Here is a 16,151-nt window from a genome sequence, read left to right on the forward strand (position 1 = left end):
CCAACCCAGTCCGGGGTATCAAACTACTTGGCACTGGCTTATCAAGCACCCTGTTGAGTTCTCAAAGAACAACCACACACCATCAAGCAACCCACCAAGGCCACCATCCGGGGCATCTGCTCCGTACTCGCACCCGCCGCTCTCGCGCCGGGCACTTTTACTACGTTAACCGCTGGTTTCCGCCGTGTCAAATCGGCTTGCGCCGGTTTGACACGCTTCCACCCTTTCTCCGGGCATCATGAGCGAATCGGCTGACGCCGTTGCGTTCATGATTTCCGGCAGGCCAGCCGCCGCGGTTTCCCGCTAGCGCGCCTGGGCCCCTGCCAGCGGCCAACCATACCCGGTCGGCTCCGCCTCGCAAAATCCGCCTCGCAGCGGCTCTGGGGCACCACCCGGTCCCGTCTCGAAGCGGCTACGCCGCCCGCTCGGGAAGGTTGACCTGCGCTCCGGCCTTCAGGTCTTTCGACCTGTTTCGTCCGGTCCGCGCTGGCAGAGAGAAAGTTACGCGCCCGGCGGATTGATCGTCAAATCCGCCGGGCGCGTTGCGCGTCACACTCTCCGACAGCGGCTCATTCGACTGTGCCGGAAGCGCCCAGTTCGACACCGGCGAACGACCGCTTGCCCCGGCGCAGCACCAGGTAGCGGCCGTGCAGCAGCTGGTCGGCCCCGATCACCGCGTCCGCCTCGGTGACCCGGACGTTGTTGACGTAGGCGCCGCCCTCGGCGATCACCCGGCGGGCCTCCTTCATGCTGGGCACCAGGCCGGACTCCTTGAGCAGGGCGGCCGCCTCCGGCAGTGTGTCGAGGCGTACCAGGCCGGCTTCGGTGAGGGCGGCGCGCAGAGTCGCCGCCGACAGGTCCGCCAGGGAGCCTCGACCGAACAGCGCCTGACTGGCGGCCACCACCTGGGCCATCTCCCGCTCGCCGTGCACCAGGGTGGTGAGTTCCTCGGCGAGGGCACGCTGGGCGGCACGTGACGCCGGCCGTTCCGCGGTCTCCTTCTCCAGCGCTTCGAGCTCTTCGCGGGAGCGGAAGCTGAAGTAGCGCAGGTAGCGCCCGACGTCGCGGTCGTCGACGTTGATCCAGAACTGGTAGAACGCGTACGGGCTGGTCATCTCGGGGTCCAGCCAGATCGCGCCGCCCTCGGTCTTGCCGAACTTCGAGCCGTCCGACTTGGTGACCAGTGGCGTGGTGAAGCCCTGCACCGGGCCGGCGCCCCGACGTCGGACGTAGTCGACGCCGGCGGTGATGTTGCCCCACTGGTCGGAGCCGCCGAACTGGAGTTGGCAGCCGTGCCGGCGGTGCAGTTCGAAGAAGTCGTTGGCCTGGAGCAGCTGGTAGCTGAACTCGGTGAAGCTGATGCCGCTCTCCAGCCGGGCCCGGACCACCTCCCGCGCCAGCATCTTGTTCACCGGGAAGTGCTTGCCCACGTCCCGGAGGAACTCGACCACCGACATCTCGCCGGTCCAGTCCAGGTTGTTGACCAGCTGGGCTGCGTTGTCGCCGGTGTACGACACGAAGGGCGCGAGCTGGTCGCGGATCCGCTGCACCCAGCCGGCGACCACCTCGGGCGGGTTGAGGGTGCGCTCGGCGCTCTCCTTCGGGTCGCCGATCTGACCGGTCGCGCCACCGACCAACAGCAGCGGACGGTGGCCGGCGAGTTGCAGACGACGTGCCGTGGCGACCTGCATCAGATGGCCGACGTGCAGGCTGGGCGCGGTCGGATCGAAGCCCACATAGAAGACGGCCGCCGGGCCGTCGAGCAGTGCGCGCAGCTCGTCGGGGTCGGTGGAGTCCTGGATCAGGCCACGCCACCGCAGGTCGTCGGTGAAGGAGTCCCGCCCGACCGGCGGGAGGTTGCTGTCGGTCACGGTCACCGATTCTCCCCCATCAGCGCCTCTGGGCCCTACCGGGTTAGCAGCGCTGCAACCTCGGTAGGGTGACGTTGCCAAGATCGAGGAGGCCGCCATGGAGATGTCCGAGCTCTCGACCGGGTTCTTCGCCCTGCTCGGCTTGGAGTACGGCGAGGCCAGCGGTGATCGGGTGACGGTCCGCTGGCGGGTACGCCCGGAGCTGCTGCAGCCGTACGGCATCCAGCACGGCGGGGTCTACTGCTCGGTGGTGGAGACCGCGGCCAGCGTGGGTGCCGGCCTCTGGTTGGGTGAGCGCGGACGGGTGGTCGGCGTGTCGAACCAGACGGACTTCCTGCGGCCCGTCGGCGACGGCGAGTTGACCGCGGTCGCCACTCCCGTGCACCGGGGACGCAGTCAGCAGTTGTGGCAGGTGGAGATCACCGACGCCAAGGATCGCCTGGTCGCCCGGGGACAGGTCCGCCTCCAGAACCTCTACCCCGACAGCTGAGCCCGGCCGGATCACCGTGTGATCCGGAAGTCGTCGAGCCGCAGAGCCAGCCCTATGACCGTTTCACGGTAGTTTGCGGCTTGGCGGCGATATTGTCGCGTCGATGACCGAGCCCGCGACGCCGTCGACGTGAAGAAGCTGCTCGCCGCCACGCTCGGCATCCTCTCCGCGGTCGGTGGCTTCGTCGACATCGGCGACCTGGTCGCCGCCGGTCAGGCCGGTGCCCGCTTCGGCATGGCCCACTCCTGGGTGCTGCTGCTCGGCGTGATCGCGATCTGCGCGTACGCCGAGATGGCCGGACGGATCGCGGCGGTGACCGGCCGGGCGGTGTTCGACCTGGTCCGGGAGCGGCTCGGGGCCCGCATGGCGCTTGTCAACCTGGTGGCGTCGTATGTGGTCACGGTGATCACCCTGGCCGCCGAACTGGGCGGTGTGGCGCTGGCGTTGCAACTGGCCAGCGGGGTGCCGTACCTGCTCTGGGTGCCGGTCGCCGGGGCGGCGGTGTGGCTGGTGCTGTGGCGGGTGCGCTTCCCGGTGATGGAACGGCTCTTCGGACTGGCCGGCCTGACCTTGGTGGTCTTCGCCGTGGCGCTGTTCTGGTTGCCGACCGACTGGGCGGCGCTCGGGCGTGGCGCGGTGAGCATCGACGACGGCGGGCAGGGGTGGGGAGCGTACTGGTTCGTCGCGGTGGCGCTGTTCGCCTCGACGGTCAGCCCGTACGAGGTGTTCTTCTTCTCCTCCGGCGGCGTGGAGGAGCGGTGGAGCGCCGCCGACCTGGCCGACGCCCGGTTCAGCGTGCTGGTCGGCTTCCCGATCGGCGGGTTCCTGGCGCTGTCGCTGATCGCCACCGCGACCGTGGTGCTGCGGCCCGCCGGTCTGACGGTCTCCGACCTCGGCGATGTCGCCCACCCGGTCGTGCTGGCCTTCGGCGGGGTCGGCCTGGCGGTCGCGGCGCTGGCGTTCTTCGCGGTCACCTTCGGCGCCGCGCTGGAGACCGGACTGTCGGCCGCGTACGCCGCCGCGCAGTACTTCGGCTGGCAGTGGGGTAAGCGGGTCAGCCCGCGTGAGGCGGCCCGGTTCCACACCGTGTTGCTGGTCAGCGTGCTGCTCGGGGTGCTTCTGCTGCTCACCAGGATCGATCCGGTGACGCTCACCGAGTACATGTTGATCATCAGCGCGGTGGCGTTGCCGCTGACATACCTGCCGATCCTGGTGGTGGCCAACGACCGCACCTATCTCGGCGACCGGGTCAACGGGCGGTGGCTCAACGCGCTGGGGGCCGTACTGCTGCTGATCATCGTGGCCGCGGCGATCGCCGCCATTCCGGTGGCCATCGGGACCAGAATGGGGCAGTGAGGATCCAGGTCAGCCATGATCTGCTCGATCGCCAGCTCGTCGACGTCGACGGCCGGCTGATCGGCAAGGTCGACGACGTGGAGTTCGCCCTGGACGCCCACGGGACGCCGTACCTGCGGACGCTGCTCACCGGGCCGGGCGCGCTCGGGCTGCGGGTCGGTGGCCGCATCGGCCGGATGCTGGCGTTGACCGCGGAACGGTTCGTCTCCGACCGGCCGATGGTGCCGCTGCGCATCCCGTACGGATTCGTCGCACGCATCGACAGCGCGGTGTGGCTGCGGATCCGGGCCGAGGACCTGCCCACCTCGCCGGTGGAGTTGTGGCTGCGTCGCCACCTGATCGGCAGGATTCCCGGAGCCGGCCGTGCGGGCGGGTGAGCTGCTCGGCCGCACCGCGTACGACGAGCAGGGCCGGCGGCTGGGTCGGGTGGTGGATCTGGTGGTGCGCGGCACGCCGGGCGGACCGCTGCGGTTGACCGATCTGGTGGTCACCCGGCACTGGTACGGGCGGCTCAGCGGCCGGTTGATCGGGCCGGAACGCCATCCCTCCGGGCCGTGGGCGATCCGCGCCGCCGCCCGGTTGCTCGGCCGCAGCACCGTTCAGGTGCCGGTGCACCGGCTCAGGCTCGATCCGCCGGTGCCAGGTCTGCCCGAGGTTCCCCCGAGCCGTTGACGACAGCGGATTCCGGCGCATTCTGCTCGGTCGACTCCGGGTCGGCTGCCGATTCGGCGGCGCGGCACAGTCGTACGCCGGTGATGGCACGATCGTCGACCTGGGTGATCTCCAGCCGCCAACCGTCGACGGTGAGGTGCTCGCCGACGGTGGGGATCCGCCCGAGGGCGGCGAGCACCAGGCCGGCGACCGTGGTGTAGTCGCCGGCCGGGCGGGCCGGCAGTTCCACGCCGATGTCCGGCAGGTCGTGCACCGGGAAGGTGCCGGGCAACGCCAACGCGCCGTCGGCGTCGGTACGCACCTCGCGGACGTCCCGGTCGGTCTCGTCGTAAATTTCCCCGACGATCTCCTCGAGGATGTCCTCCAGCGTGACGATGCCGTCGACGGCGCCGCGTTCGTCCACGACCAGCGCCATGTGCTGGCGTTCCGACTTGAACTGGCGCAGCGCGTCGACCACCGACACCGAGTCCGGCAGCAGCATCGGTGGTCGTACGCACTCGTCGACGGGCTGGTCGTCGCGGACGCCGACCAGGTCCCGCAGGTGGATGACGCCGACCGTGTCGTCCAGTCCGCCGTGGCGGACCACCGGTGCGCGGGAGTGCCCGGAGGCGGCCAGCACCAGCCGGGCCGCCTCGGCGGTGGTGCCGCTGTCCAGGCAGAAGACGCTCAGCCGGGGCACCAGCACGGCGCGCAGCTTCCGGTCGGCGATCTCCACGGCACCGGCGATGATGGTCTGCTGTTCCTTGGTGAAGCCGTGGTGGCCGGCGACGATGTCCCGTAGTTCGTCGGGGCTGATCTCGTCGCGTTCCGGCTCCGGGTTCAGCCCCGCCATCCGGACCACCAGGTCGCTGGTGGCGCCCAGCAGCCACACCGCCGGGCGGGTGAGCGTGGCGAGCAGGTCCAGCGGACGGGCGACGAGCAGTGCCCAGCGCTCGGGGATCTGCATCGCGATCCGTTTGGGGGCGAGTTCCCCGAAGACCAGGGTGACGAAGGTCAGCACCAGGGTGACCAGCACGATGGCGACCGGTTCGGCGGCTCGACCGAGCACGTCCAGCAACGGTGTCAGGGGCCGGGCCAGTGACACCGCCGCCGCCGCCGAGGCGAGGAAGCCGGCCAGGGTGATGCCGATCTGGATGGTGGCCAGGAACCGGTTGGGGTCGCGGGCCAGGCGGGCCAGCACCTGTCCGGCTCGGCTGCTGCGGGCCAGCCGCTGGATCTGGCTGTCGCGCAGCGACACCAGAGCCAGCTCACTACCGGCGAAGATCGCGTTGATGACGATCAGGACCGCGACCAGGGCCAGCTGACTCCAGTAGCTCTGCACGCCCGGCTCCCTCGTTGGACCGCGCCCGGTGGCGCCGCCGGTGGAAGTCCCACCGGCGTAGCGGTGCCTATGCCCATTGGTCCCGACGGTGAATCATCGTCATCATCCGGGCAGGTCGAGCACGTACGACTGGCCGTGCGGACGGAATCCGATGCGCTGGTAGTAGGGGGCGCGCATGCCCGGCGGACTGATCACCCGACGGAAGCCACGGTCGGTGAACAGGCTGCTGCGTCGGTAGACGAACTCGCCCGGGGTGAAGTCCCGGAAGGCCGGGGTGACGTAGTCCAGGTCGACCTGGGCCACGCCGTCTCCGGCGTCGTGGGCGAGCACCACACCGACGACCTCGTCGGCGCGTACCACCAGGAAGGCCGAACGGCCGGTCACCCGGTCGGGGTGGAAGCCCGGGTTGAACCGGGCGATGTCGGCGGCGTGCACCCGCAGCGTGTGCGCCAGGAACGCGTCGTCGGCGCCCACCTCGACCACCTGGTAGGTCTGCTCGTCGTGCCGGGTGGCGAGCAGTCGGCGCAGATACCAGATGTTGATCACCGCCAGGACGATGTTGAGCCCCACCATGGGCCACACCCGCAGCGCGCCGTTGTAGCCGATGAGCACCAGGCAGCCGATCAGGTTGACCGCCCGCAGCCGCAGGATGCGCGTCTGCAGCAGCGACCAGACCAGCAGCGCGGAGCCGGCCCAGCCGACGAGTTCCAGCCAGTTCACCCCGCGAGAGTAGTGCCGCCCAGCCCGGGCCGCCGCCTGGTGGGGTCGGGCCGATCAACCCGGCGGGGGGGGTCAGGCCGGCAACTCCAGCAGGTACTCGTCGATCTCCTCGCCCCGGCCGGGGGCGTACGCCCGTTCGGTGGACCGGACGACGAACCCGCAGCGGCGCAGCACGGTCAGCGAGCCGACGTTGTCGGTGGCCGTGCGCGCGTACAGCGGGCGACGGGTCACCTCGCGCAGCAGGGCGGCCAGCGCGCGGGTGGCGTACCCGCGACCCCACCGGGCCGGGTCGATCCAGTAGCTGACCTCGGTGCGGCCCTCGGCGGGGAACGCCAGCACGTGCCCGACCACCGCGTCGTCGACGGTCACGGTCCAGGCGAGGTTCTGCGGGTCGGTCAGGACGCGCATCCAGTGCGCGGCGAACGCCCGGGTGTCGGCCGGGTCGGCGGCACCGAAGGCGGCCATCCGGCTGGCCTCGGGGTCGAGTTGGTGGGCGTAGAACTCCGGCAGGTCGTCCTCGGCGACGGCACGCAGCCGTAAGTCGTCGCTCATCGCCGACGACGATACGCCGTACGACGGCAGGGCCGTTGGTCCCGTGCCGAGCGGGCCGTCGACTCTGCCGGACACCGGCGGTGGCACGCCACGCTGGTGGTGCAGGGCAGCCGTCGGGGCACGGCCTCGGGGCAGGGGTGAAGCGGTGACGAGGGGTACGAGGGCGTGGGCAGGGGTGCACCGTGAGCACTGACACCGTGACCCGGCCGGTAGCGGTCAACGGACTCAGCGCCGCCGAGGCCGCCGAACGATTGCGCCTCGACGGGCCGAACGCCGCCGAGGCGCCACCCCGCCGGCACCTGACCGTCCGCGTCCTGCGACAGCTCACCGACCCACTGGTCGCCCTGCTGCTGGCCGCCGCCGTGGTCACCACGCTGCTGCGGGACTACCCCGACACGGCGGTGATCCTGCTCGTCGTCGCGGTCAACACCCTCATCGGCGTCATCCAGGAGGTACGCGCCGAGCGGGCGATCGCCGCCCTCGACCAACTGGCCGCACCCACCGCCCGGGTGGTGCGCGACGGCCAGGACCTGATGCTGCCCGCCGCCGAACTGGTCCGCGGCGACCTGGTACGCGTCGAAGCCGGCGACGTGGTCCCCGCCGACCTGCTGCTCGACGAGACCAGCCGGCTGCGCCTGGACGAGTCGGCGCTCACCGGCGAGTCGCTGCCGGTGGCCCGCGACGTCGGCGAGGAGGCCAGCGCCGGCACGGTGGTCACCGTGGGGCGGGCCACCGGCACGGTGGTACGCACCGGCACGGCGAGCGCGCTGGGCCGGATCGCCACCCTGGCGGCCACCACCCGGCCGGGTCCCACCCCGCTGCAGCGGCGTCTGGCAGCGCTCGGCCGGGTCCTCGGCCTGGTCGCCGTACTGCTGTCCGGGCTGGTCTTCGTCGTCGGTGTGCTCGGCGGGCGACCGCTGGTGGACATGGCGGTCACCGCGGTGAGCCTGGTGGTGGCCGCGGTCCCGGAGTCGCTGCCCGCGGTGGTCACCCTCGCGCTCGCGCTCGGTGCGCGGCGGATGGCGCAGGCCCGGGCAATTCCCCGGCGGCTGCACGCGGTGGAGACCCTCGGTTCGGTCACCGTGATCGCCTCGGACAAGACCGGCACCCTCACCGAGGGACGGATGGCCGTGCAGCACGCCCGTACCGCCGACGGCGCCGGCTTCGACGTCACCGGCACCGGGTACGCCCCGCACGGCGCGATCCACCGCGACGGCCAGCGGATCGCGGTCACCGACGAGCTGCGTCAGCTGGCCCGAGCCGGGCTGTTGTGCAACGACGCGACGCTGACCCCACCGGACGACCAGCGGCCCGAGTGGGGTGCCGTCGGCGACCCGTTGGAGGGGGCCCTGCTGGCCTTCGCGGCCCGGTGCGGCCTCGATCCGCAAGCCACCCGCCGCGCGTGGCCGCGCGTCGCCGAGCACCCCTTCGACCAGGAGTTGCGCCGGATGACCACGGTGCACCGCTGCTGCGACAACCGGTATCTGGTGGTCTGCAAGGGCGCGCCGGAGAGCGTGCTGGCCGCGCCGCTGGTCGACGCCGGCGCCGAGGAACTGGCCGAGCTGGCCGCCGCGGCACAGGAGATGGCGGGCGCGGGGCTGCGGGTGCTCGCGCTGGCGGCGGCGCTGGTGGACACCCCGCCGGTCGACCCCGCCCACCCGGTCGGGCTGCGAGCGGTGGGCCTGGTCGGTGTCGGCGATCCGCTGCGCGCCGGCGCGCCGGAGATCGCCGGCAGCTTCACCGAGGCCGGGGTGCGGCTGGTGCTGGTCACCGGCGACCATCCGGCGACCGCGGCGGCCATCGCCGGTCAGCTCGGCGTCTGGGACACCGGCGACCCGGTGGTACGCGGCGACGACGGTGACCCGGCCGAGGCCGACCCGGCGGCCCGGGTGTTCGCCCGTACCCGCCCGGAGCAGAAGCTCGACATCGTCGCCGCCCTGCAGGCCCGCGGGCACGTGGTGGCGATGACCGGCGACGGGGTCAACGACGCGCCGGCGCTGCGCCGCGCCGACATCGGCGTGGCCATGGGCGGCGGCACCGAGGTGGCCCGGCAGGCGGCCGACCTGGTGCTCGTCGACGACGACCTGTCGACCGTGGCGACCGCCATCGGCGAGGGGCGGCGGATCTACGACAACATCCGGCGGTTCCTGCGCTACGCCCTCTCCGGCGGGCTGGCCGAGATCGTGGTGATGCTGATGGGTCCGCTGTTCGGGCTGGCCGTGCCGCTGCTGCCGGCGCAGATCCTCTGGATCAACCTGCTCACCCACGGGCTGCCGGGTGTCGCCCTGGGCGCCGAACCGGCGGAACCGGGGACGCTGCGCCGGGTGCCGCGCTCGCCGCAGGAGTCCGTGCTCGGGGCGGGCCTGGGCCGACACATCCTCATCGCCGGCACGTTGATCTCTGCGGTGACCCTCGGCGCGGGTGTGCTGGCCGCCCACTGGGACCGGCCCTGGCAGTCGGTGGTCTTCGTGGTGCTGGGTCTGGCCCAGCTCGGGGTGGCGTTGGCGGTACGCGCACCGCGCCCGCCCGGTGGGCGGCGGGGCAACCCGGCGCTGCCGCTGGCGGTGGCGATCTCCGCGTTGTTGCAGGTCGCCGGGGTGCTGGTGGCACCGCTGCGGGACCTGCTCGGCACCGAAGCGCTGGGTGCCGTGGAACTGCTCGCCTGCGCCGCGGTGAGCGTCCTGCCCGGCCTGCTGCTGCGGCTGACGATGGTGATTCGTCGCCGGAAGGCGGGGTCGGTGAACCTGACCTCCCCGAATGGGTCAGGCTGGTAGTGAGCCGAAGGAGGACTCGATGAGCAGCAACAGCGCCCCCGTCGTGGTGGGTGTGGACGGTTCCGAGACGGCCCTGCACGCGGTGCGGGCCGCCGCCCGGGAGGCCGCGTACCGGCAGCGACCGCTGCGGGTCGTGCACGCGTTCATCTGGCCGCTGATGCGGGTGCCGCTGGGCCCCGCGCCGGGCGCGCCGGCCGACGCCGGCCTGCGCAACCAGGCCGAGCAGTTCGTGGCCGACGCGGTGGCCGAAGCCACCAAGGTCGCCCCGGAGGTGTCGGTCACCGGCGCGGTGGTGCACGGCGCGGCGCCGGCGGTCATGCTCGCCGAGGCCGCCGACGCCGCGCTGCTGGTGCTCGGCAGCCGGGGCCTGGGCGGTTTCGCCGGGCTGCTGCTCGGCTCGGTGGCCGTGCAGCTCAGCGCCCGGGCCAGCTGCCCGGTGCTGGTGGTCCGGGGTGAGCAGCGCGCGGACGGGCCGGTGATGGTCGGCGTCGACGGCTCCCCCGCCTCCGATGAGGCGATCGGTTTCGCGTTCGAGGAGGCCGCCCGGCGCGACACCGAACTGGTGGCGGTGCACTCCTGGCTCTACCCGGCGCCGGCCGGCCCGGGCGACATCCTGCCGCTGGTCTACGACCTGGACGCCTTCCGGGAGCAGGAGGAACAGGTCCTCGCCGACGCCGTGGCCAGGTGGTCGCCGCGGTACCCGCAGGTGCCGGTGCGGCAACTGCTGGTCCGTGGCTCCCCCGCCCGCGCACTGGTGGAGCAGTCCCGCGACGCCCAGTTGGTGGTCGTCGGCGCGCGGGGACGCGGGGCGCTGGCCGGGCTGCTGCTCGGCTCGGTCAGCCACGCGGTCCTGCACCACGCGGACGCTCCGGTGGTGGTGGTCCGCGAGCCGCGTACCGTCGAAGGTTCGTGATCCGGTGGGGTCGCGCCGCTCCCCCGGCGCCACCTCACCACGGGTGGCAGGCCATCGGCCCGCCCGGCCGCCGGTGGACCGGCCCCGCATCAGGTGTGTCGGGGGCCGGTCTACCGGCCGGCGACGTTCGACAATGGCGTGACGACGTCTGGAGGCATCATGAACCGACCTGTCGTGGTGGGGGTGGACGGCTCCCCGCCGAGCCTGGTCGCCGCGGAGCACGCGGCCCAGGAGGCGGTGTGGCGGTCCCGCCCGCTGCACCTGGTGCACGGCTACCTGCATCCGCTCGGCTACGGGGTGCCGATCAACCCGTACGAGATGGGTCTGCCGGCGCCCTCCGAGGACGGTCGGAAGATGCTCGAACAGACCGCCGCCGAACTTGTCGACCGGTGGCCGTCGCTCACCGTCGAGGTGCGACAGGTGGCCGGTGGACCCGGCGCGACCCTGGTCGAGGAGTCACGTCGGGCCGAGTTGGTCGTGGTGGGCAGCCGGGGCCTGGGCGGCTTCGCCGGCCTGCTGCTCGGCTCGGTCGGCACCCAGGTCGCCGCGCACGGGCACTGCCCGGTGCTGGTGGTGCGGCCCCCGGACCGGCCGCTGCCGACCGACGGGCCGGTGCTGGTCGGGGTCGACGGCTCCTCCTCGGCGGAACTCGCCGTCGGTCACGCCGCCGAGGAGGCCGTCCGACGCGGTGGCTCGCTGCTGCTGGTGCACGTCTCCGGTGAACGGGACGTCGACGGCGAGCACCTGCTGGCCACGGCCGCCGCGGCCACCCGGGGCAGCCATCCCGGCCTGACCGTCGAAGAGCGGGTGATCACCGGCCGCAAGCCCGACGAGGCGCTGATCGAGGCCTCCGGGAACGCGGCGCTGGTGGTGGTCGGGTCCCGGGGCCGGGGCGGGTTCGCCGGCCTGCTGCTCGGCTCGGTCAGCCAGGCGCTGGTGCACCACTCCCGCTGCCCGGTGCTCGTCGCCCACCCGCACGCGGCCGAGCACGCCGTCTGACATCTCGTCGCCCCGCACCACGACGGGTGGTGCGGGGCGATGCCGTACGCCTGCGCCTCGCTCGCCGGGTCAGGCGTCCCCGCCGCGCAGCAACTGCTCGAAGTCGGTGGTCAGCGCGAACGGGTCGACCGGGCCGGACGACGGGGCGCTGCGGTGCACCTGCCCGGCCAGTTCCTCGGCGGCCCGCGCGATCCGGGTCCGCAACACGCCCTGCGCGGTACCGCCCGACCAGTCCTCGGGGGCCGCGAAGACGGCGGTCGGCAGCACCACCGCCCGCAGGTAGGTGAACATCGGCCGGATCGCGTGCTCCAGGGCCAGCGAATGCCGGGCGGTGCCGCCGGTGGCGCCGATCAGCACCGGCCGGCCGCCGACGGCGTCGGCGTCGACCAGGTCGAAGAACGACTTGAACAGCCCGCTGTACGAGGCGTTGAAGATCGGCGTGACGGCGATCAGCCCGTCCGCGCCGGTGACCTGTTCCAGCACCTGCCGCAGCGGCTCCGACGGGAAGCCGGTGAGCAGGTGGTTGACGATGTCGTGGGCGTGCTCGCGCAGCTCGATCGGGTGCAGCGTGACCTGTTCGCCGTACCCGACCAGCTCGTCGCGGGTGGCGGCGGCGAGCTGGTCGGCGAGCAGCCGGGTGGACGACGGCTGGCTGAGCCCGGCCGAGACCACGGCGAGGGTACGCACGGTCACCGACCGGCCTCCGTCCCCGCGCTCTGGTCGGTGGCGGCCTGCTCGGCGGCGGCGCGCAGCGAGGCGTGCGTGGGCGCCGGCGGCACGTGCGCCGGACGCAGCGACTCGAACTCCTTGCGCAGCACCGGTACGACCTCCTCGCCGAGCAGGTCGAGCTGCTCCAGCACGGTCTTCAGCGGCAGACCGGCATGGTCCATGAGGAACAACTGCCGCTGGTAGTCGCCGACGTAGTCACGGAAGCCGAGGGTCCGGTCGATGACCTGCTGCGGGCTGCCCACGGTCAGCGGGGTCTGCGCGGTGAACTCCTCCAACGACGGACCGTGCCCGTAGACCGGGGCGTTGTCGAAGTAGGGGCGGAACTCGCGTACCGCGTCCTGGGAGTTGCGCCGCATGAACACCTGGCCGCCGAGGCCGACGATGGCCTGGTCGGCGGAGCCGTGCCCATAGTGCTCGAAGCGCTGCCGGTACAACCCCACCATCCGGCGGGTGTGCTCGGCGGGCCAGAAGATGTGGTTGGCGAAGAAACCGTCGCCGTAGTACGCGGCCTGCTCGGCGATCTCCGGGCTGCGGATCGAGCCGTGCCAGACGAACGGCGGCACACCGTCGAGCGGACGCGGCGTCGAGGTGAACGACTGCAACGGCGTACGGAACTTGCCCCGCCAGTCGACGACGTCCTCGCGCCAGAGCCGGCGCAGCAGGTCGTAGTTCTCGATGGCGAGGGGGATGCCGTTGCGGATGTCCTGCCCGAACCAGGGGTACACCGGGCCGGTGTTGCCGCGCCCCATCATCAGGTCGACCCGCCCGTCGGCCAGGTGCTGCAACATCGCGTAGTCCTCGGCGATCTTCACCGGGTCGTTGGTGGTGATCAGCGTGGTCGCGGTGGACAGCAGCAGCCGCTCGGTACGCGCGGCGATGTAGCCGAGCATGGTGGTGGGCGACGAGGGCACGAACGGCGGGTTGTGGTGTTCGCCGGTGGCGAAGACGTCGAGGCCGACCTCCTCGGCCTTGAGCGCGATGGTGACCATCGCCTTGATGCGCTCACGCTCGGTCGGCTCCCGCCCGTTGGTCGGGTCGACGGTGACGTCACCGACGGTGAAGACTCCGAACTGCATGATGCGCTCCTCGTGTCGTCCGACCGGGGCGAGGTGGCCCCGGTGCCCCCGACAACATATTTGACGAGTCAACTATTCCGCGACCCGGGCTCCCCTCGTCTCCCCCGGCAGGCCGCTTCCAACCGGCTACCCAGCGGATCGTCGACCCGCACCCAGCGACCCCCTACGACTTCGGGCTGGGACCGAAGCGGTTCGGACCGGGCGTGCCGTTCTGGAGCGCGAACACCAGCAGCACGATCCACCCGACGATCGGGATGAAGGCCAGCAGGAGCCACCAGCCGGTGCGGTCGATGTCGTGCAGCCGCCGCGCGGCGACTGCCAGCGACGGCAGCAGGAGCGCCAGATTGACGAGCAGGGAAACCGGCCCGCCCGATCCCTCGAAGTCGACACCCAGCGCGCTGTCGAGGACCGAAGCCACAATCCCGACCAGGAGAAGGAACAGCGAGAACCACCAGTACTCGGAGCGACGGGCCCGCCCTCGGAACGTGGCGTACTTCGATAAAACGGAACGAATGGCATCGGGGAAGGACACGACCAGCTCCATTCACAGGAAGCGATGCTGATGCCAGCAGGGTAGGTCGTCGTGTCACGCAGCAGTGGCCCATGATCGGCCACGAGAGCGTCAGCGGATCGACGCCGGACGCCGCCGTGGGACATGGCGGCGGTAAGGGCTGACGGTCGGGTCGCCGGTGATCCAGAAGCGCCACGGCACGTCGTGGGCGGCGGCCACGCCGACACGCGGGCCGGCGGAGACGGCCGACGGCGCGACCGGCCGGGTCGGCGGAGTCAGCAGCAGCGGCCCGGTCCCGTCCAGCATGCTGGTGCCGTTGGCCGCCGCCGTCACCCCCAGCGCCATCACCAGCCGGGCCGGTCCACGGGCCAGGTCCCGGTCGGGCACCCCGCCGCGCCGATCACGGGCCAGATCCAGCCCGTCGACCACCTCGCCCGCGCGCAGCAGCACCGCCGCCGCCTCCCCCTCCGCGCCGCAGACAAGATTCAGACACCAGTGCATACCGAAGACGAAGTACGTGTAGGCGTAGCCCGCCGGACCGAACATGACCTTCGTACGGGGCGTCGGACCACGATGGGCGTGCGAGGCCGGGTCCTCGCCGGTGCCCGCGTACGCCTCGACCTCGGTCAACCTGATCCGCACACCGTTGGCCGTCACCTCCCAGCCGAGCAGCGACCGCGCGGCCTGCGCGATGTCGGCGGCGGGGGCGCTCAACCAGGGATGGTCCACCCGTCCAGGTAACCCGGTCCCGCCCTGACCGGCAACCGCGCCCGCACGCTCGGTACGGGTGCCTCCGGTCGAAGAGCGGACCCTGCCGCAGTTGACCAGGGGTTTCGCTCCTACATGACGGGTAATCGCGGGTACCGGCGCTGCCGGCGGTGAACAGGTCTCGGAGTGAGGGAGCGTGCGCATGTCCGATCAGCAGCCCACCATCATTCTCGTGCACGGAGCGTTCGCCGAGTCGGCAAGCTGGAACGGTGTGATCGACCGGCTGGGCGCCGGCTACCACGTGGTCGCGCTCGCCAACCCGCTGCGGAGCCTTCCCGGTGACGCCGCGTACCTGCGGGACGTGATGCGGTGGGTGGATGGCCCGGTCGTGCTCGTCGGCCACTCGTACGGCGGCATGGTGACCACGCAGGCGGCGGCCGACAATCCGTCGGTGCGGGCCCTCGTGTACGTCAACTCGTTCGCGCCGGACACCGGTGAGTCGGCGCTGTCGTTGTCTTCGCAGTTCCCCGGCAGCACGCTCGCCGGCACGCTGGTGCAGTATCCGGTGTCGACCGGCGGCAACGAGGTGGCGATCTCCCAGGAGGCCTACCACAAGCAGTTCGCCGCGGACGCGCCCGCCGACGTCGCCTCACTGATGGCCCGGACCCAGCGGCCGGCCACCGAGCAGGCTCTCAACGACGCTCTCGTCGGCGACCCCGCCTGGCGGTCGCTGCCCAGTTGGTTCGTGTTCGGCGACGCCGACATGAACATCCCGGTCGCCGCGCACCGGTTCATGGCGGAGCGGGCCAACCCGCGGGGCCAGCGCGAGATCGAGGGCGGCTCGCATGCGATGGCGGTGGCCCGACCGGGTGAGGTCGCGGAGACCATCATCGAGGCGGTCCGGGGTTCCAGCTGATCTGGCGGGGTGACGTGCAGCGGCCAGACGGGCCGCCCATCAACGGAGTGTTGACAACACTTCGTTGAGGTGCTGGAGTTGGCGCATGGCCGACTCCAGTTCCACGTTCGAGGACCGAGCGCACCGCAGCTATGCCGCGCTGCAACGACTCACCTCACGGCACGCCGCCAGCGAACAGCAGCGGCGACGGCACACCAACCCGTACGCCGCCGACCCGTACGAGGCGATCGCCGTGCTCCTGGCGCTGGCTGCCGGGGCAGCTCAGCCGGAACCGGGCGAGGAGCCGGTGGACGAGGCGGACCTGCTCGCCGCGCTGGCCCTCTTCCCGCACCTGCGCGCGGAGATCGACACCATGGAGGCGGGCCTGTTCCACCTGGCCCGCAGCCGAGGCCTGACCTGGCAGGCGATCGGCCAGGGCCTCGGCCTGGGCAGCGCCCAGGCCGCCAAGCAACGCTACGACCGCCTCACCGCCCGCACCCCGCCACCCCAACCCGCCCCCTGAACCGCCCTGCCCCCAAGGACCGCAACGCCCTCGTCGATACG

The 16,151-nt window shown here is 72.0% G+C and carries 17 protein-coding genes; 9 read left to right on the forward strand and 8 right to left on the reverse strand.

Going from position 1 to position 16,151, the window contains the following annotated elements:
• Positions 1-569 precede the first annotated feature (569 nt).
• Complete coding sequence (tyrS, locus tag JMF97_RS27475; protein WP_203224257.1) at positions 570-1,871, reverse strand: tyrosine--tRNA ligase; 1,302 nt, start codon at positions 1,869-1,871, stop codon at positions 570-572.
• A gap of 97 nt (positions 1,872-1,968) precedes the next feature.
• On the opposite strand from tyrS, the gene JMF97_RS27480 reads away from it, so the two are divergent.
• The 4 genes from JMF97_RS27480 to JMF97_RS27495 all read left to right on the forward strand — a co-directional run bounded on the left by JMF97_RS27480 (position 1,969) and on the right by JMF97_RS27495 (position 4,389).
• Entirely contained in the window at positions 1,969-2,361 is a 393-nt protein-coding gene (locus JMF97_RS27480) for a PaaI family thioesterase (protein ID WP_203224172.1), read from the forward strand.
• 129 nt (positions 2,362-2,490) lie between these two features.
• Entirely contained in the window at positions 2,491-3,717 is a 1,227-nt protein-coding gene (locus JMF97_RS27485; protein WP_203224173.1) for an NRAMP family divalent metal transporter, read from the forward strand.
• The gene (locus JMF97_RS27490; RefSeq protein ID WP_203224174.1) at positions 3,714-4,094 is read left to right on the forward strand and encodes a hypothetical protein; all 381 of its coding nucleotides are present in this window, start codon (positions 3,714-3,716) and stop codon (positions 4,092-4,094) included. The genes JMF97_RS27485 and JMF97_RS27490 overlap by 4 nt, the downstream gene beginning before the upstream one ends.
• Positions 4,081-4,389, forward strand: a complete 309-nt coding sequence (locus tag JMF97_RS27495; RefSeq protein WP_203224175.1) for a PRC-barrel domain-containing protein — start codon at positions 4,081-4,083, stop codon at positions 4,387-4,389. Before JMF97_RS27490 ends, JMF97_RS27495 begins: the two co-directional genes overlap by 14 nt.
• On the opposite strand, the gene JMF97_RS27500 is transcribed toward JMF97_RS27495, so the two are convergent.
• The 3 genes from JMF97_RS27500 to JMF97_RS27510 form a co-directional block, all read right to left on the reverse strand.
• Complete coding sequence (locus JMF97_RS27500) at positions 4,337-5,710, reverse strand: hemolysin family protein (protein WP_203224176.1); 1,374 nt, start codon at positions 5,708-5,710, stop codon at positions 4,337-4,339. The two genes, JMF97_RS27495 and JMF97_RS27500, sit on opposite strands and share 53 nt — an antisense overlap.
• Before the next feature lie 102 nt (positions 5,711-5,812).
• Positions 5,813-6,430 (reverse strand): hypothetical protein, encoded by a 618-nt coding sequence (locus JMF97_RS27505; RefSeq protein ID WP_126712505.1) that lies wholly within the window; start codon positions 6,428-6,430, stop codon positions 5,813-5,815.
• A gap of 72 nt (positions 6,431-6,502) precedes the next feature.
• Entirely contained in the window at positions 6,503-6,982 is a 480-nt protein-coding gene (locus JMF97_RS27510) for a GNAT family N-acetyltransferase (protein ID WP_203224177.1), read from the reverse strand.
• Positions 6,983-7,164: 182 nt separating this feature from the next.
• On the opposite strand from JMF97_RS27510, the gene JMF97_RS27515 reads away from it, so the two are divergent.
• From JMF97_RS27515 to JMF97_RS27525, 3 genes are all read left to right on the forward strand, one after another.
• Complete coding sequence (locus JMF97_RS27515; protein ID WP_203224178.1) at positions 7,165-9,756, forward strand: cation-translocating P-type ATPase; 2,592 nt, start codon at positions 7,165-7,167, stop codon at positions 9,754-9,756.
• A 19-nt stretch (positions 9,757-9,775) separates the two neighbouring features.
• On the forward strand, positions 9,776-10,669 hold the full coding sequence (locus JMF97_RS27520; protein ID WP_203224179.1) for a universal stress protein: 894 nt from the start codon (positions 9,776-9,778) through the stop codon (positions 10,667-10,669).
• A 159-nt stretch (positions 10,670-10,828) separates the two neighbouring features.
• Positions 10,829-11,668, forward strand: a complete 840-nt coding sequence (locus JMF97_RS27525; RefSeq protein ID WP_203224180.1) for a universal stress protein — start codon at positions 10,829-10,831, stop codon at positions 11,666-11,668.
• A 69-nt stretch (positions 11,669-11,737) separates the two neighbouring features.
• On the opposite strand, the gene JMF97_RS27530 is transcribed toward JMF97_RS27525, so the two are convergent.
• The 4 genes from JMF97_RS27530 to JMF97_RS27545 all read right to left on the reverse strand — a co-directional run bounded on the left by JMF97_RS27530 (position 11,738) and on the right by JMF97_RS27545 (position 14,713).
• On the reverse strand, positions 11,738-12,361 hold the full coding sequence (locus JMF97_RS27530; RefSeq protein ID WP_203224181.1) for an FMN reductase: 624 nt from the start codon (positions 12,359-12,361) through the stop codon (positions 11,738-11,740).
• Entirely contained in the window at positions 12,358-13,473 is a 1,116-nt protein-coding gene (locus JMF97_RS27535) for an LLM class flavin-dependent oxidoreductase (protein WP_203224182.1), read from the reverse strand. The genes JMF97_RS27530 and JMF97_RS27535 overlap by 4 nt, the downstream gene beginning before the upstream one ends.
• 163 nt (positions 13,474-13,636) lie before the next feature.
• The gene (locus tag JMF97_RS27540) at positions 13,637-14,005 is read right to left on the reverse strand and encodes a DUF805 domain-containing protein (RefSeq protein ID WP_203224258.1); all 369 of its coding nucleotides are present in this window, start codon (positions 14,003-14,005) and stop codon (positions 13,637-13,639) included.
• A 90-nt stretch (positions 14,006-14,095) separates the two neighbouring features.
• Entirely contained in the window at positions 14,096-14,713 is a 618-nt protein-coding gene (locus JMF97_RS27545; RefSeq protein WP_203224183.1) for a DNA-3-methyladenine glycosylase, read from the reverse strand.
• A gap of 181 nt (positions 14,714-14,894) precedes the next feature.
• Here JMF97_RS27545 and JMF97_RS27550 point away from each other — a divergent pair, with 181 nt between their 5' ends.
• Together JMF97_RS27550 and JMF97_RS27555 are read left to right on the forward strand one after the other, a co-directional pair.
• Positions 14,895-15,608 (forward strand): alpha/beta fold hydrolase, encoded by a 714-nt coding sequence (locus JMF97_RS27550; RefSeq protein ID WP_203224184.1) that lies wholly within the window; start codon positions 14,895-14,897, stop codon positions 15,606-15,608.
• Between the two features lie 85 nt (positions 15,609-15,693).
• Positions 15,694-16,110: a DNA-binding protein gene (locus JMF97_RS27555; RefSeq protein ID WP_203224185.1), complete on the forward strand. Its 417-nt coding sequence runs from the start codon at positions 15,694-15,696 to the stop codon at positions 16,108-16,110.
• The last annotated feature ends 41 nt before the right edge of the window (positions 16,111-16,151 follow it).

The organism is Micromonospora fiedleri (genome assembly GCF_016774385.1).
Taxonomy (GTDB): Bacteria; Actinomycetota; Actinomycetes; order Mycobacteriales; family Micromonosporaceae; genus Micromonospora; species Micromonospora gifhornensis.

What these genes read in the sequence shown, in the direction of transcription:
- JMF97_RS27480 (WP_203224172.1), top strand. Translation starts at nt 1,969, where the DNA reads ATGGAGATGTCCGAGCTCTCGACCGGGTTCTTCGCCCTGCTCGGCTTG.
- JMF97_RS27510 (WP_203224177.1), bottom strand. Translation starts at nt 6,982, where the DNA reads ATGAGCGACGACTTACGGCTGCGTGCCGTCGCCGAGGACGACCTGCCG.
- JMF97_RS27520 (WP_203224179.1), top strand. Translation starts at nt 9,776, where the DNA reads ATGAGCAGCAACAGCGCCCCCGTCGTGGTGGGTGTGGACGGTTCCGAG.
- JMF97_RS27525 (WP_203224180.1), top strand. Translation starts at nt 10,829, where the DNA reads ATGAACCGACCTGTCGTGGTGGGGGTGGACGGCTCCCCGCCGAGCCTG.
- JMF97_RS27535 (WP_203224182.1), bottom strand. Translation starts at nt 13,473, where the DNA reads ATGCAGTTCGGAGTCTTCACCGTCGGTGACGTCACCGTCGACCCGACC.
- JMF97_RS27550 (WP_203224184.1), top strand. Translation starts at nt 14,895, where the DNA reads ATGTCCGATCAGCAGCCCACCATCATTCTCGTGCACGGAGCGTTCGCC.
- JMF97_RS27555 (WP_203224185.1), top strand. Translation starts at nt 15,694, where the DNA reads ATGGCCGACTCCAGTTCCACGTTCGAGGACCGAGCGCACCGCAGCTAT.